Genomic DNA, 15949 nt, shown 5'->3' on the forward strand with positions numbered 1-15949 from the left:
ACTTTCTCGAAGACATTGGAAATCGGTGTGAATCGGTTCGCTCTAGAGTTTCGAGCCGCCGTCAACACGCAGCGTCTCACCGGTAATCCAGCGCGCTGCATCCGAGGCGAGAAACGCGACCGCACTGCCGATGTCATCGGGTTGCGCGACGCGCTTTAACGCCTGCATGCCGAGCGTGAGCTCGCGTCCCGCGTCGGTCTTCGTGAAGTTGGACATGTCGGTTTCGACGACACCGGGCGCAACCGCATTCACGCGAATGCCGCGTTCGCCGAGTGCGGAAGCGAAATGCTTGACGAGCGTATCGACCGCGCCCTTGGTCGCCGCGTAGGCCGGGAGCTTGCCCACCGTGGCATGCGCCGCGAGCGACGAGAGCAGCACCACGTTGCTGCCTTTGCACATCACCGGCAGTAACTGCTGCAGGAGAAAGTAGGGCGCGCGCACGTTCACGGCGAACAGGTCGTCGAAATCATCGACAGTCGTTTCCTCGATGCTTGCCGCCTTTGAAATGCCGGCGTTCGCCACCAGAATGTCCAGGCGGTGGCCGACCACAGCACGCACGCGCTTGGCGAGCGTATGCGGGCCGTCGGCATCGCGCAGATTCGCGGTTACTTTCTGGGCGTTGCCGCCCGCCGCACGAATTTCGGCCACGACAGCATCCGCTTCTTTTTCCCCGCTGCTGTAGTGAACGAGCACCTGCGCGCCTGCCTTGGCGAGTGCGAGCGCACTGGCGCGGCCGATGCCGCGTGATGCGCCGGTGACGAGAGCGGTCTTTCCTGCGAGGTGGGTCATGGCGATCCTCCTGGTGGGCCTTTGTCTGGAATCAACCTACTGTCTTGCCACCGTCGACAGAGACGATCTGGCCCGTCATGAACGACGCTGCATCGGACGCGAGAAACAGGATCGCGCGGGCGATATCGTCAGGCTGGCCGATGCGGCCCAGCGGCACCGTCGAGACAAGCGCCGCCTTGCGCTCCGCCGTGCCGGTGAAGCGGTCGAGCATGCCGGTTTCGGTCGGTCCCGGCGCGACTGCGTTGACGCGCACGCCTGACGCTGCAACTTCGAGCGCAGCCGACTTCGTCATGCCTTCGACCGCGTGTTTGCTGCCGACGTAGACCGACGCGTGAGCGGCGCCTTCATGGCCGTAGGTCGACGACACGTTGACGATGCTGCCGTGCCCCTGTGGCTGCATCACGCGCAGTTCGTGCTTCATGCTGAGCAGCGTGCCGAGCACGTTGGTGTCGAAGGTCGCGGAGTAGCTTTCCGCCGTCTGGTCGACGACAGAACCCGGTTGACCCTCCGTGCCGGCATTGTTGACGGCAATATCGATGCGGCCGAAGCGGGTGACGGCCTGATCGACGAGGCCGCGAACATCTTCGTCGTCACGGACGTCGGCGCGGACAAAGACGGCGTCTGCGCCGAGTCCGCGAAGTTCGGCTTCGAGCGCGTTGCCTTCGGCTTCACGGCGACCGGAAATGACGAGATGGGCGCCGCTGTCCGCGAAGGCCAATGCTGTGGCGCGGCCGATACCGGTAAGCGCGCCGGTGATTACAACGACTGGGTTGTTCATTTCAGATTCCTCTGTGATATAGATGAAAGGTATGGGGCGAAGGCGCTGTGTCGGTGCCTGATGGTTAATCTAGTAGCCTATTGCGGAAAGCAAAAAGACTTTGTAGGCTGGTGGGCATGCCTGTGAGGCATGGGATATCGGCGAGGAATCCATGGAGCTTCGACATCTGCGCTATTTCGTTGCCGTCGCGGAGACGGGCAGCCTCACGGTTGCGGCCGAACAGCGCCTGCACACCTCGCAGCCATCGCTTAGCCGGCAGATTCGCGATCTGGAAGACGAGGTCCGTGCGGAACTGTTCAGCCGCAGTACGCGCGGCGTCGAGCTGACGGCGGCGGGCAAGGCTTTCCTCGACCATGCGCGACTGGCGCTCGCGCAGGTCGACGCCGCGACCGAGGCTGCGCGCCGCGCAGCGCAGCCGGTGAAACAGTCCTTTGCGCTTGGTTTTCAGACCGGAGAGGAAATAACCTGGCTGCCGCGCGCCATGCAGGTTCTGCGCGATGAATTGCCGAGTATCGAAGTCACCGTATCGAGCAGCTATTCGCCTGACCTTGCCGATGCGCTAGCGCGTGGCCGGCTCGACCTCGCGTTTCTGCGCGCCGAACCGGGATTCGATCTCGACTATCGCGTAGTCAGCAGGGAGAAGCTCATTGTGCTGATGCCCAGCGACCACCGGTTGACCGCACGAGCGGCGATCCGCCCGGAGGATCTCGTGGGCGAGACGTTCATCATGGCGTCGAACAAGGCGAACGTGCTACACGATGTGATCGAGCGGTATCTGCGAGAGAGCGGAGTCGATATCACGCCCGAACACGGCGTCGACAATCTCGCGATGGCGATGTCGCTCGTGGCGTCTACGCGTGGGCTGGCGTTGATGCCGGAGTACGCGACCAACCTGCTGCCATGGTCGGTTGTCAGCCGGCCCCTTGAAGGCGATGCACCGACAGTTGATCTCGTTATCGGCTACAGCAGGTCGAACACCTCTCCAGTCCTGAAGCTCTTTCTTTCGAAAGCAGAAGAGCTCACCGCGCAGTCGACTACACGATCCTCGTGAGGAAGAGCCCGGCGTAGTGCGCTCGTGTCTGGCGAACACGTATCCAGCGCTCGCCGGGGCTCCGGCCGTTGGCCGATAGTCCTTCGTTGGCGGACATAGCAGCGGTCGTATCGATTGACTCGTCGCGGGTCACAACAGGTGCGCCACTGTTTGCAGAAAGAATTCGGGAAATGCTGGTCGCCGGTGACCCCGGCCGGTATGAAGTACGCGCAGCCGCAGCGCATGTCGACCCGCAACAATTTATGTCGAAATATGTCGCGGCGCGTTCCCTCTGCTCGCAAATCATCGCCTGGCGGGCCTCTGTCGCGGTGAAACCGCGTGACATATCTTCGTAGCTGATTAATTCCATGCGTCCTTCTATAGTCCGCTCATCGCCACACCGCAGTGCTGGAAGTGGCCCGCAACCAGGAAGGACATACTGTGAAAATCCGCTCTTTCGTCGTCCGCGCCACCGCCGCCTGCCACGCCCGCGTCACGATCACCACCTCCACGCGCGGCGCCCTGCGCAAGCTCGTGCTCACCGCAACCGTCGCCGTGCTTGCTCTCGGCAGCGCTTCAGCTTTCGCCTGGTCGCAACACGGTACCGCGTACACGTCGCGCGGCACGTATAACGGCGCGCGTTATGGCTCGTGCGGCGGAAGCAGCTGTTCGCATGCGGGCGGCGTCGCCGGCCCCTATGGTGGCTTCGCGAGCAACACCGGTACGGTAACCCGCAACGCACCGGGCCAGTTTTCGAATTCGGGCAGCGCGACAGGACGCTACGGCAACTCGGTCCAGCACAACGGTGACACCAGTTGCGCGGGCGGTACGTGCTCGCACACCGGCACCCTCACCGGACCGGACGGCAAAACGGCTAGCACCTCCAGCGACGTGACCAAAACCGCACCGGGCCAGTATTCGTCGTCCGGTTCCGTCACGGGCTCGAACGGCAACACGGTCAACCATTCGGCATCGACAAACTGTGCAGGCGCTTCGTGCTCCCGTTCGGGCACGGTGACGGGCTCGGACGGCGGGACCGTCAATCACTCCGGCACGGCAACGCGCGTCGCTCCAGGCGTCGTTACGACCTCGACCAGCGCCACGGGCACGCACGGCAACACCGTGACGACGAGTGGGACGGTTGTGACCACCGGCGTCGTCACGACGGGCAGCACAACGGTCGTCGTCGCGCCGAAGCCGGTCGTTGTTGCGCTGCCGCCGGTCGTGTATGTGCCGCCGCCTCCGGTTGTCTATGCGCCGCCGCCCCCGGTCGTTTACGTACCGCCGCCCCCGCCGCCCGCCGTGTATGTCGCGCCACGCACCGTCTACGTTGCACCTGCTCCGCGCCCTGTAGTGCGGGTACCGGGCCACTACTGGATAGGGAACATCTGGGTCCCGGCGCACTGGTCATGAGCGATGACGTGCGGATACCAAGCGACGTCCGCACTATTGCGCCGCGTTCAACTTCCGCCACAACGTCGTCTTGCTGATGCCGAGCGCCTTGCAGACCGCGTCGCGATCGCCGTCGCACGCAGCCAGCGCCGCGCGGATTTCATCTGCTTCCACATGGCGGCTGCGCTCGCGCAACGTCAGTGCCGCTTGCTCGATGCGCGCGGACGATTCGAAGATTTCAGGCGCGACAGTGCGCAGCACATCGCGCGTAAGGACAGTTTCTTCTGCCTCGTCAGGGTCCGCGTCAGCCAGTTCAACCGCGATCCGTTCGATCACGTTCTGCAATTCACGCACATTGCCTGGCCACGCGTAACGTCGCAACGGCTCGCCAATGCCGGCAAGGACACGGGTAGCGGCATCCGCGTCGGGGATTCGAGCGGCAAGCCTCGGCTCGCGCGTCGCGGCCTGTAGCAGCAGTTCGACGGCAAGCGGTTGCAGATCGGTTGGCCGCTCACGCAACGGGGGTAGGGCAATGCTCAGGATGTTGAGCCGGTAGTAGAGGTCCGCGCGGAAGCGGCCCGCCTCGATGCCCTCGGTCAACGCGCGATGCGTTGCCGCGACGACACGAATGTCGACTCGGGTCGGCTCCGTCGAGCCGAGCCGAACGACTTCGCGTTCCTGCAATACACGCAGCAGACGGCTTTGCAACGACAACGGCATTTCGGCGATTTCGTCGAGAAACAGCGTGCCGCGATGCGCCACTTCGATCAGCCCGGCCTTGCCGCCTTTGCGCGCGCCAGTGAACGCGCCCTCCTCATAGCCGAACAGCTCGCTTTCGAGCAATGCCTCAGGAAACGCGCCGCAATTGATCGCGACGAACGCAAAGTCGCGCCGCGCACTCAGCTGATGCATGCTCTGCGCGACCATTTCCTTGCCGGTTCCGCTCTCGCCGAGAATCAGCACGGTAGCGTCCGACTTTGCGTAGCGTTGCACGAGCGTGCGCACCCGCTCGATCGACGCGCATGCGCCGACGATATCGTCGAGCCGGTAACGCGCCGTGAACTGCTGCACGCGCTGCCGCGAGCGCAACGTGCGGTCGAGCCGTTCGACCGCACGCGATTCCTGAAACGTCAGCACGGTGCCGGCCGCCGCGCCGTTGCCCGCGAGCGGCCCGCGATGCACGGCATAGCTCACGCCGCGTACCGGGACGAACGTGTCGTCGTCCGAGTCCGGCAGCGCGCCTGCGAGATCGGGTGCCAGTTCGAGCAGGGAGCGGCCCACCGCCTTCGCCGCGTCGATGCCGAGCACGGCAGCCAGGCGCTGGTTCATCGCCTCGACTCGCCCTTGCGCATCCAGCGCGACGACGCCATCGCGCAGATGCTGCAGCAGATTGTCGAGCCGTTGACGGCGAACCGTTTCGCGACGGGTTGCCTGCGCGACTTCGAGCGCCGTGTCGAACGCGGCACGCACCGACGCACGCGAATAAAGAAACACCGCGCCCATGCCGGCGCTGGCGGCAAGATCGGTCACGAGTCCGGGGCCGACAACCACGTCGATACCCCGATCGCGCAGGTCGAGGACGACACTCTCCGCGTCTTGCGCCGACTGATACGAAGCGAACACAACATCGATGCCGTACGCGGCGGTGAAGCGCCGTACTTCGTCGGGTGTGTCGCCGTGCGTGACGAGGGCCACTGACGCGCCGTCGCGCCGTGCTCGCGCGAGGGCGTGCATCACGTCGAAGCCGGTCGGGTTGATCAGCACGACCGGAACCGACACGCGTGTTTTCAGGTACGCGCCGTTCGAACCGCCGGCAATCACGACATCCGGACGCCCCGCGCCCACCGCGTCGATCTCATGCACGGCATCCTCGAAGCCGTGCGAGACGATGCGCAGGTCCGCGCGTTCGACGTACTCGCCGGCGATATCGAAAAACAGATCGCGCAACCGGCTGATGCTGACGGCCCAGATGCGGGGGCGCTGCGCGGGGTCGAAGGGTGGGGTGTTCACGACAGGCGGCTCGCTAACAGTTCAGGAAGAGGTCGGGAAGGGTTCAGGCGTCCGTCTATTATGCGCGAAATCGTTTCGAATTCGAAATCGAGATTTCACTTATGAAATATTGCGCGACCATGATCCGTAGGCGATTTTTCGTTAAATCAGGTACTTAGCTCGAACTGCCGCGCATGGCCCGTTCTTTGCGTTATAAGCATCCGTTTCACAGGACACCATGAGGCCGCGCGCCGGCCTGTACCCAATACCCTGGCTATTTACGCGTGCGAAGACAAGCTCGACGCGTGGCAGGCCGCGAAAAGTAACCCCCGCAGTTGGAGACAAAAACATGAGCGAAGCAGACAACAGCACGCCGACCACCGGCGCATTCAAACCGAAGAAATCCGTCGCGCTGTCGGGCGTGACGGCGGGGAACACTGCACTTTGTACGGTCGGCAAAACCGGCAACGACCTGCACTATCGCGGCTACGACATTCTCGATATCGCGAGCGCCTGCGAATTCGAAGAGATCGCCTATCTGCTGGTGCACGAAAAACTGCCGACCCAGGCCGAACTGACCGCCTACAAGACCAAACTCAAGGCGCTGCGTGGCCTGCCCGCGAATGTGAAAGCCGCGCTCGAATGGATTCCGGCCGCGGCGCATCCGATGGACGTGATGCGCACCGGCGTATCGGTGCTGGGCACCGTGCTGCCCGAGAAAGACGACCACAACCTGCCCGGCGCACGCGACATCGCCGACAAGCTGATGGCCTCGCTCGGCTCGATGCTGCTGTACTGGTATCACTACTCGCACAACGGCAAGCGCATCGAAGTCGAAACCGACGACGATTCGATCGGCGGCCACTTCCTGCACCTGCTGCACGGCGTGGAGCCGTCGAAGGCGTGGGTCGACGCGATGCACGTGTCGCTGAACCTGTACGCCGAGCATGAATTCAACGCGTCGACCTTCACCGGCCGCGTGATCGCGGGTACGGGCTCGGATATCTACTCGGCGATCACCGGTGCGATCGGCGCGCTGCGCGGCCCGAAACACGGCGGCGCCAACGAAGCCGCGTTCGAGATCCAGTCGCGCTACCAGACACCCGACGAAGCCGAAACCGACATCCGCCGTCGCGTCGAGAACAAGGAAGTGGTGATCGGTTTCGGCCACCCGGTGTACACGATCTCCGATCCGCGCAACAAGGTGATCAAGGAAGTCGCGAAGAAGCTGTCGAAGGAAGCGGGCAGCACCAGGCTGTTCAGCATCGCCGAGCGACTTGAAACAGTGATGGCAGATGTGAAAAAGATGTTCCCGAATCTCGACTGGTTCAGCGCGGTTTCGTATCACATGATGGGCGTGCCGACGTCGATGTTCACGCCGCTGTTCGTGATCGCCCGCACGGCTGGCTGGAGCGCGCACGTCATCGAGCAACGGATCGACAACAAGATCATCCGTCCGAGCGCGAATTACACCGGGCCCGACGATCTGCCGTTCGTGCCGCTCGCCAAACGCGTCTGAAGGCGTACGGGCAAAGCCGCAAGCGTTTCTCCTCCATTGCGTCAAATGAGCGCGACGTAATGAAGTTGGGCCTTGGCTCGCTGGAACCCCGAGTCAAGGCTGTTTTTTTGCGGCGCGTTTTGCACGCTTGTCCGCGAGACCCGCGGCAAGCTGACAAGCTAAACTGAAGCTCGACCGCCACACCGTCCCCGGACCATTACTGTTTTGTCCCCTAAGCCATGAATACTGCAAACCGCAAACGCCTTCCCGGCACCGAGCTGGATTTCTTCGACACGCGTGCTGCTGTCGACGCAATCCAGCCGGGCGCCTATGACAAACTGCCGTACACGTCGCGCGTGCTGGCCGAAAACCTCGTGCGGCGCTGCGACCCGGCCACGTTGACGGCATCGCTTGAGCAGATCATCGAACGCAAGCGAGAGCTGGATTTTCCGTGGTTCCCGGCGCGTGTGGTGTGTCATGACATTCTGGGTCAGACGGCGCTGGTCGACCTCGCCGGCCTGCGCGATGCGATTGCCGCGCAAGGCGGAGACCCTGCGATGGTCAACCCGGTCGTGCCGACGCAGCTGGTGGTGGACCATTCGCTCGCCGTCGAGTGCGGCGGCTTCGACCCGGATGCGTTCGCGAAGAACCGCGCAATCGAAGACCGTCGCAACGAAGACCGCTTCGATTTCATCAACTGGACCAGGCTCGCGTTCAGGAACGTCGACGTGATTCCACCGGGCAACGGCATCCTGCATCAGATCAACCTGGAGCGCATGAGCCCGGTGGTGCAGGTGAAGGATGGCGTGGCTTTCCCCGACACGCTGGTCGGCACCGACTCGCACACCCCGATGGTCGACGCGCTGGGCGTGATCGCGATCGGCGTGGGCGGTCTCGAAGCCGAGAGCGTGATGCTGGGCCGTGCTTCGTGGATGCGTCTGCCGGACATCATCGGCGTGGAGCTGGCCGGCAAGCCGCAGCCGGGCATCACCGCGACGGACATCGTGCTGGCCTTGACCGAGTTCCTGCGTAACGAGAAGGTGGTGTCCTCGTATCTGGAGTTCTATGGCGAAGGCGCTTCCCACTTGACGCTGGGCGACCGCGCGACGATTGCCAACATGGCGCCGGAGTTCGGCTCCACCGCCGCGATGTTCTACATCGACGAGCAGACCATCAAGTATCTGAAGCTCACTGGCCGCGACGATGAACTGGTCAAACTGGTGGAAACCTACGCGAAGGAAACCGGCCTCTGGGCGGACAGCCTGAAGAACGCCGAGTACGAGCGGGTGATCAGCTTCGATCTGTCGTCAGTGGTGCGTAATATTGCCGGTCCGTCCAATCCGCACAAGCGCGTGCCGACTTCGGAACTGGCGGCGCGCGGCATCAGCGGCAAGGTGGAGAACGAGCCTGGGCTGATGCCGGACGGCGCGGTGATCATCGCGGCGATTACCAGTTGCACGAATACCAACAACCCGCGCAACATGATCGCCGCCGGTTTGCTGGCCCGCAACGCGAACCGGCGTGGACTCACCCGCAAGCCGTGGGCGAAGACCTCGCTGGCGCCGGGTTCGAAGGCCGTCACGCTGTATCTGGAAGAGGCCGGGCTGCTGCCGGAACTGGAACAGCTGGGCTTTGGCGTCGTCGCTTATGCCTGCACGTCGTGCAACGGCATGTCGGGTGCGCTGGATCCGGTGATCCAGAAGGAAATCGTCGACCGCGATCTGTATGCAACCGCTGTGCTGTCCGGCAATCGCAACTTCGACGGTCGTATTCATCCGTATGCGAAGCAGGCTTTCCTCGCGTCGCCGCCGCTGGTGGTCGCGTACGCGATTGCCGGCACCATCCGCTTCGACATCGAGAAGGACGTGCTGGGGATCGACGGCGACGGCAAGCCCGTGACGCTGAAGGATATCTGGCCGTCCGATGAAGAGATCGACGCGATCTTCGCTTCCAGCGTGAAGCCGGAGCAGTTCCGCAAGGTGTATGAGCCGATGTTCGCCGTGTCCGTCGATACCGGCGCGCAGGCCAACCCGTTGTACGACTGGCGCCCGACGAGTACCTACATCCGCCGCCCGCCGTACTGGGAAGGTGCGTTGGCCGGCGAGCGTTCGCTCAAGGGCATGCGCCCGCTGGCCGTGCTGGGCGACAACATCACCACCGACCACCTGTCGCCGTCCAACGCGATCCTCGCCGATAGCGCTTCCGGCGAATATCTGGCGAAGATGGGTCTGCCGGAGGAAGACTTCAACTCCTACGCCACTCACCGCGGCGATCACCTCACCGCGCAGCGCGCCACCTTCGCGAACCCCACGCTGAAGAACGAGATGGTGCTGGAAAACGGCAAGGTGAAGGCCGGTTCGCTGGCCCGCATCGAGCCCGAGGGCAAGGTGACGCGCATGTGGGAAGCCATCGAGACCTACATGGAGCGCAAGCAGCCGCTGATCGTGATTGCCGGGGCCGACTACGGCCAGGGCTCGTCGCGTGACTGGGCGGCCAAGGGCGTGCGTCTCGCCGGCGCGGAAGCGATTGTCGCCGAAGGCTTCGAGCGCATTCACCGCACCAATCTGGTCGGCATGGGCGTGCTGCCGCTGGAATTCAAACCCGGCGTGAACCGTAACACGCTCGGTATCGACGGCACCGAGACCTTCGATGTGATCGGCGAACGCAAACCGCGCGCCGACCTCACGCTCGTGATTCATCGCAGGAGCGGCGAGCGTGTGGAGGTGCCGGTGACCTGCCGGCTCGACACCGCGGAAGAAGTGTCCATCTACGAAGCCGGCGGCGTGTTGCAACGCTTCGCGCAGGATTTTCTCGAGTCGTCGAAGGCTGCATAACAAGCACGGATCATTGTGTTCGGGCGGTACGACGACGTGCCGCCCATCCACGTCAGGACAACATTTTCATGGCCCAACAACCTCAGATCAAAATTCCGGCGACCTACATGCGGGGCGGCACCAGCAAAGGCGTGTTCTTCCGCCTGCAGGATTTGCCCGAAGCCGCCCAGGTGCCGGGCGCGGTGCGCGATGCGCTGCTGATGCGTGTGATCGGCAGCCCGGACCCTTATGGCAAACAGATCGACGGCATGGGCGGCGCGACGTCGAGCACCAGCAAGACGGTCATCATCGCGAAGAGCAGCCGGCCCGATCACGACGTCGATTACCTGTTCGGTCAGGTCTCCATCGATCAAGCCTTTGTCGACTGGAGCGGCAACTGCGGCAATCTTTCTGCCGCCGTGGGGCCGTTTGCGATCAGTGCCGGGCTGGTCGACGCGAGCCGCATTCCGCAAAACGGTGTGGCTACCGTGCGCATCTGGCAGGCCAATATCGGCAAGACCATCATCGGGCATGTGCCGATTACCGATGGCGCCGTGCAGGAAACCGGTGACTTCGAACTCGACGGCGTGACGTTTCCTGCGGCGGAGGTGCAACTCGAGTTCATGGATCCGGCTGCTGAAGAAGAGGGGGCCGGCGGCGCGATGTTCCCGACGGGCAATCTGGTCGACGATCTGGACGTGCCGGGCGTCGGCACGCTGAAGGCGACGATGATCAATGCCGGCATTCCGACCATCTTTGTGAACGCGGCAGCGATCGGCTATACGGGCACCGAGTTGCAGGATGCGATCAATAGCGACGATAAGGCGCTGGCGATGTTCGAGACTATTCGTGCTTATGGCGCGCTGCGGATGGGTCTTATCAAGCATCTCGATGAGATCGCGACGCGGCAACATACGCCGAAGGTTGCCTTCGTCGCCAGGCCGGCCGATTACGTTGCGTCGAGTGGTAAGCGCGTTGCCGCCGGTGATGTCGATCTGCTCGTGCGGGCGATGTCGATGGGCAAGCTGCATCACGCGATGATGGGGACGGCCGCGGTTGCGATCGGTACGGCGGCTGCGATATCGGGGACGCTGGTGAATCTTGCTGCGGGTGGCGGGGAGCGTGATGCGGTGCGGTTTGGGCATCCATCGGGGACGTTGCGGGTGGGTGCGGAGGCTCGTCTGAATGATGGCGAGTGGACCGTGACTAAGGCCGTCATGAGTCGCAGCGCTCGGGTGTTGATGGAAGGGTGGGTGCGCGTGCCTGGAGATGGATTCGTGGGGAAGTGATGCTCGTGGGTGGCGGGTCGGCGTAGCTAAAAAATCGACCCTTCAGATCGCGCCGTATCGGCTTGGCAGCGACTCGAGAAGAGTAAAGCGACACTCGAAGACCGAGTACTTTTGCGTTTTCATACGACCTCGACCCATAAGCGCCGTTCGACGGGGCAACGTTTTGAGTCAGCGCACGAGTTATAACGGCCATTCCCGTCGTAACGCTCGCTCCGGCTCCGGCTCCGGCTCCGGTTCCGGTTCCGGTTCCGGTTCCGGCCATCGGCATGCGTAACACGATCATCGGTCCACGGCGAGCTGAACCCGATTCCGCCCCGCGGATTTTGCTCGGTACAACGCCGCATCGGCCGCTCCGACAAGATCATCGGGCGGGAGGATGCGACCTGGTCCAACAACGGCACACCCGGCGCTGATCGTTACGTACCCAACGGGAGTGGGTGTCTCAAGGCTCAGTTGCATTACCGCTTCGCGGGCTTGTTCCGCGATTTCAGAAGAGCCGCGCAGGTCCGTTTCGGGCAAGACGATCACGAATTCCTCCCCGCCGTAGCGGGCGACGAAGTCGGCTGGGCGCTGCAGGACTCCGGCAAGAGCGCTCGCTACAGCGGCCAGGCATGCATCTCCCTTGAGATGTCCAAAGGCATCGTTGTATTGCTTGAAAAGATCGATATCGATGAGGATAAGCGATAGCGGCGCATGCGCACGTTTGGCGCGATCAAACTCCTTGCGGTACTGCTCGTCGAAATAGGCACGGTTGTAGACCCCCGTCAGCCCATCACGGACAGATATCCGTAGCAAAGATGTATGAGCATCGAAGAGTCTGCGATAAAGCAGGTTGACCTCCCATACAAGCAAGCAAACCACCACACCCGGCGCGAACATGCTGAAAATCCGAGCGATATACCAACCCACGCTGAACCGCGCTGTACTAAGAAAATTCAGTGTGGTATCGACGAAACAAGCCAGCACAGCGATCAATAGCCATTGGTCAAGCACGGAACGCAGGCGGCCGGTCACCAGGACGATGACAATTGCGGCGATGTTGAGCGACCACGTGACACAGGCCGTCGTGTCGTTTGGCAATATGCTGATCCCGGTCGCCGAGTTGAGGGCGGGAGGCAGATTGCCGTAAATGGCGAACACGCAAAGCGCGGCACCAATCACGATAGGTCCACCGATCAGCAACCACGCCCACAGGCCGACACGTGTTGCTCCGATCGGCGCTTGCTCGAATCGATAGCGCGTCAATGCGGCCAGAATCACGAAGAACGGAAACCCACCGTGCCAGAAGACCCACATCCAGGCGGAACTATGCGGACCAGCTCCCAAGAGGCCGGTCGGCGTAAAAACGCCTGGAAGGGTCAACAGCTGCACGGCCACGGCCAGCGCGGTGAAGGCGTATGCGCCACCAAGCGCGCCAAGGACCGGCTGTCGAGTCGCTGTGAACTGGGCGGCGAGCAAGAAAGTCGCGATGCCCGCCGTGGTGAATACGGTCAACGCGCACATCGGCATGAAAGGGGCGACGGCGGGTAGAGTCACGGTCGCGCGGGGAGCGGCGATTGCGAAGACCAGCAGGATGAGCAATGCGATGAACCCGACAGTTATCGTTTGTTTGCGCGTGGCATGTTGCGTCAGGAAACTTTCCATGAAATCCACCTGCGTTTTATATTTCTTCAGAGCTCACGGGAATCGACGCTGTGGTCGCGCAGCTGCGTTTCGATTCGGCTAGAACATACAAACAGATCGCCGCCCGCATACGGCAATTGTTCAGATGATACTGCGCATCTTCTGCTGTCGGATCAAGCCCGATGCTTGAATGTCCGTTGCCAGGATGGACGGGGCATCCAGGTGGGTGTTTGAAGTTACCGATTAATGACAGCTTGTGGCCGGACTGCGCCTTACTCGACGGGCCGTGCGCGACCCTTCACGGACGTTCGATGTCTCGCCCACCGAACGGCGGGTTCCGAAGTACAACGGCCAATCGCTCGGTCACGTCGACAGACGACTGCGCGGGTCAAGCGGTCGTTCGCCGTGGCGTGCCGGCTGGCATGTGCTCATGTGATCGGCCGTAGCCAGGCATTCCGAGAGCGGCCAGTCGGCAATGTCCGCCTCTGTACACGGCGAACAGCTGCGTTGGCCCAACAATCCGACCGTTCAGTTCGATCGAAAGCTGCCACCGCAAAGTGCAAGACGCGAGTTGTGCATGGAATTTGATTGGTATGTTGGAAGTTAAGGACGGTGTTCAAAACAAGGCTGATCGAGCCGAGCTGACGATGTCACCCCCCGCCAGGTGAAATCGAAGAGGCAAAACACCCGAATTCGAGAGCCTATTCGGCATGTTTTAATCAGTTGCGTCTTAGTTCTGCGTTGTAGGCAAGCGTGCCATCGGCGACGATAAACAGGAAGTCATTGTTTCGGCCATCGCCGTCATCGACAAGGGTAGCCAGACCCGTTAGCGATTGGCTACCCACCTGCAGCGTCATGCGATAAACATCAACGGTCGGATCTATGAGGGACAACTTGCCTGCAAAAGTTTGTCCCGTCACATCCCGGAAAGAAGCATTTGCGTTCGCATCGACGCTCAACGCGGTAGATTTCTGTTTCACTGAATACGAACCCACAGTGCGCGGCAGCGTGCCCGGCTCGTTAAAGTAGTCGGGAAAGAAACCAAGGAACGAGATCGTGCCGCTGTCGTCCGCCGTGACGTAGTTGGCGAATGCGGTACCGGTACGATCATCGAAGACACCGGAGATCTGGAAAGGTTGAATGGTGCCCACACTGGTGATCGGCGGCACGGTGACGTTGACGCCGTCGCAGTTCGTCTGCGTATAACTCGTGCCGGCGCCAGAGAAGAACGGACCGTTCGCAGCAATACTCGCGGAGATCTGGGCGCAGTCGTCTGTGATCAGGTCGAACTCGCCGCCTGCCGTCACGATGACGAACATGCCCGTGTCGCGGCCCGTCACGTGCGAGTGAAAGTTGCCGTCCCAGATTCCCTCCATGATGCCGGCAACGCCCAAGGGCCTAACGAAATGGTCCTCGTGGCCACCTCCACATGCGACCACACTGCCGAGCAGTGCGATCGACATTAACCAAACCCAAAACCTCTTCATGGGTCCACCTTTGTTTATGCGCGTCGCATTTACACTTAATTCATACGCCGTCGGCGTGGCGGTGTAAAGGATTCACGATCCTCAACCACCGTGCGCACCCAGTGCCCGCGGCAGTCGAAGGGCATGATCGAGATGCAAGATGAAAATCGGGCGCGCTCGGACGAGCAGCGCCTTCATTTCCGCGTTCTTCGCGGAGGGAATCAGCGTCTCGTCCACCGATGGGCCATTTGCTCGTGGTACGCGACCTCGTGCTAAGGGTAGGCTCTGTCGAACTCCCGGTTTTCGAGCGCATTCAGCCTGGCGAGGTTATCGTCGCCCTGTTTCTTCAGAGCCTCGCTAGTCGCGTTGCATTCAGATTCACGCCGGTGAAGTGGGCCTTAACCGGGTGCCTACCGGCCAATCGCGGATTCACGCAGCGAAGACAGCCGCGAAAGCGGTTATCCGCACAACGTCACTGATTGAGCTGCGCGAATGTCGGCTCAGGCCGACGAGCCCACGGGTGTGGTCGGCGCGCGAAAGTCCGTTGCCTAGCCGGAGCCGACGTTCGAATGTCCCTGTGAACGCGCGGACCAACGTCCGTAGATGGCCGGATTCAGTGTGGCGCGAGCCGCTGTCAGGAAGAGCTTAGGGAGAAACAAAAAGCCGCTGTCCGTGAGGGCAGTGGCTTTTCTTACAACGGCTGGTGAATGAGGGCGCTTGTTCGCTTTGTGCTTGCGCCTGGTGCGTTATTAATTGCTGTTATTTGCCAGCCGGCGACGCTGTGCTTGGGGTTGCCAGCGTGTTGTTGACCCCGTAAGCGCTGGTATTGAACGTCGAGCTAGTGTTCGTGCTCTGCTGCAGGCCCGAGTTCGCCGACCCGGCGCTCATGCCGCTGTCCGAGCTGGTGGCGCCAGGCGTGCCGTAGCCGCTCGTTGCATTGGCCGGCGACACGGCGGCGGGCGACACTACGCTCGGGGTCGCCAGCGTGTTGTTGCTTTGTGCATAAGCCCCGCCCGACAGCGCGAGTGCGGCGACAGCCGCGATTAATGTGCTGGTTGCCTTGTTCATGACCTGTTCCTCCTGGATTGGACTGGAATCTTGATGCAAACGCAGGTAATGCCGAGTTTAGGAAAGAGGTCGCCGATAATTAAGCGCATTGTTCGCAAGGATTAATTTCGCTTTTCGGAATGACGTCTAACGGGTTCTGCTCCCAAATCTGAGGCTGGCGTGGTTCGGCATTGCGCGGTGAATGCTAGGGCGGAAGAAGCGAACGTCGCTTCCT

The 15949-nt window shown here is 62.1% G+C and carries 11 protein-coding genes; 5 read left to right on the forward strand and 6 right to left on the reverse strand.

Annotated features, from left to right (window positions below; all coding sequences use genetic code 11):
• Positions 1 to 42 precede the first annotated feature (42 nt).
• Entirely contained in the window at positions 43 to 789 is a 747-nt protein-coding gene (locus AC3WOG_RS25545) for an SDR family NAD(P)-dependent oxidoreductase (RefSeq protein WP_492580668.1), read from the reverse strand.
• 31 nt (positions 790 to 820) lie between these two features.
• Positions 821 to 1567, reverse strand: coding sequence for an SDR family NAD(P)-dependent oxidoreductase (locus tag AC3WOG_RS25550; RefSeq protein WP_492580669.1), 747 nt, complete (start codon positions 1565 to 1567; stop codon positions 821 to 823).
• 151 nt (positions 1568 to 1718) lie between these two features.
• Between AC3WOG_RS25550 and AC3WOG_RS25555 the strand changes: the two genes are divergently transcribed.
• Both AC3WOG_RS25555 and AC3WOG_RS25560 read left to right on the forward strand, forming a co-directional pair.
• Positions 1719 to 2618, forward strand: coding sequence for a LysR substrate-binding domain-containing protein (locus AC3WOG_RS25555; protein WP_492580670.1), 900 nt, complete (start codon positions 1719 to 1721; stop codon positions 2616 to 2618).
• A 420-nt stretch (positions 2619 to 3038) separates the two neighbouring features.
• On the forward strand, positions 3039 to 4010 hold the full coding sequence (locus tag AC3WOG_RS25560) for a hypothetical protein (RefSeq protein WP_492580671.1): 972 nt from the start codon (positions 3039 to 3041) through the stop codon (positions 4008 to 4010).
• 33 nt (positions 4011 to 4043) lie between these two features.
• Here the strand turns inward: AC3WOG_RS25560 and prpR are convergent, their stop codons facing one another.
• On the reverse strand, positions 4044 to 5999 hold the full coding sequence (gene prpR / locus AC3WOG_RS25565; protein WP_492580672.1) for a propionate catabolism operon regulatory protein PrpR: 1956 nt from the start codon (positions 5997 to 5999) through the stop codon (positions 4044 to 4046).
• A 328-nt stretch (positions 6000 to 6327) separates the two neighbouring features.
• Here prpR and prpC point away from each other — a divergent pair, with 328 nt between their 5' ends.
• The 3 genes from prpC (at position 6328) to prpF (ending at position 11578) form a co-directional block, all read left to right on the forward strand.
• The gene (gene prpC / locus AC3WOG_RS25570) at positions 6328 to 7497 is read left to right on the forward strand and encodes a bifunctional 2-methylcitrate synthase/citrate synthase (protein WP_492580673.1); all 1170 of its coding nucleotides are present in this window, start codon (positions 6328 to 6330) and stop codon (positions 7495 to 7497) included.
• Between the two features lie 218 nt (positions 7498 to 7715).
• Positions 7716 to 10310 (forward strand): Fe/S-dependent 2-methylisocitrate dehydratase AcnD, encoded by a 2595-nt coding sequence (acnD, locus tag AC3WOG_RS25575; protein ID WP_492580674.1) that lies wholly within the window; start codon positions 7716 to 7718, stop codon positions 10308 to 10310.
• A 68-nt stretch (positions 10311 to 10378) separates the two neighbouring features.
• Entirely contained in the window at positions 10379 to 11578 is a 1200-nt protein-coding gene (gene prpF, locus AC3WOG_RS25580; RefSeq protein WP_492580675.1) for a 2-methylaconitate cis-trans isomerase PrpF, read from the forward strand.
• Between the two features lie 279 nt (positions 11579 to 11857).
• On the opposite strand, the gene AC3WOG_RS25585 is transcribed toward prpF, so the two are convergent.
• From AC3WOG_RS25585 to AC3WOG_RS25595, 3 genes are all read right to left on the reverse strand, one after another.
• Positions 11858 to 13222 carry a sensor domain-containing diguanylate cyclase gene (locus AC3WOG_RS25585; RefSeq protein ID WP_492580676.1) on the reverse strand — a complete coding sequence of 455 codons (1365 nt, stop codon included), beginning with the start codon at positions 13220 to 13222 and terminating at the stop codon, positions 11858 to 11860.
• A gap of 698 nt (positions 13223 to 13920) precedes the next feature.
• On the reverse strand, positions 13921 to 14664 hold the full coding sequence (locus AC3WOG_RS25590) for a hypothetical protein (RefSeq protein ID WP_492580677.1): 744 nt from the start codon (positions 14662 to 14664) through the stop codon (positions 13921 to 13923).
• Between the two features lie 762 nt (positions 14665 to 15426).
• On the reverse strand, positions 15427 to 15735 hold the full coding sequence (locus tag AC3WOG_RS25595; protein ID WP_492580678.1) for a hypothetical protein: 309 nt from the start codon (positions 15733 to 15735) through the stop codon (positions 15427 to 15429).
• Between the last annotated feature and the right edge of the window lie 214 nt (positions 15736 to 15949).

The sequence above is a fragment of the Paraburkholderia sp. FW306-02-B genome, from assembly GCF_058782725.1.

Coding starts and splice junctions, on each gene's coding strand:
- AC3WOG_RS25545 (WP_492580668.1), bottom strand. CDS start 789: ATGACCCACCTCGCAGGAAAGACCGCTCTCGTCACCGGCGCATCACGC.
- AC3WOG_RS25550 (WP_492580669.1), bottom strand. CDS start 1,567: ATGAACAACCCAGTCGTTGTAATCACCGGCGCGCTTACCGGTATCGGC.
- AC3WOG_RS25555 (WP_492580670.1), top strand. CDS start 1,719: ATGGAGCTTCGACATCTGCGCTATTTCGTTGCCGTCGCGGAGACGGGC.
- prpC (WP_492580673.1), top strand. CDS start 6,328: ATGAGCGAAGCAGACAACAGCACGCCGACCACCGGCGCATTCAAACCG.
- acnD (WP_492580674.1), top strand. CDS start 7,716: ATGAATACTGCAAACCGCAAACGCCTTCCCGGCACCGAGCTGGATTTC.
- prpF (WP_492580675.1), top strand. CDS start 10,379: ATGGCCCAACAACCTCAGATCAAAATTCCGGCGACCTACATGCGGGGC.
- AC3WOG_RS25585 (WP_492580676.1), bottom strand. CDS start 13,222: ATGGAAAGTTTCCTGACGCAACATGCCACGCGCAAACAAACGATAACT.
- AC3WOG_RS25590 (WP_492580677.1), bottom strand. CDS start 14,664: ATGTCGATCGCACTGCTCGGCAGTGTGGTCGCATGTGGAGGTGGCCAC.
- AC3WOG_RS25595 (WP_492580678.1), bottom strand. CDS start 15,735: ATGAACAAGGCAACCAGCACATTAATCGCGGCTGTCGCCGCACTCGCG.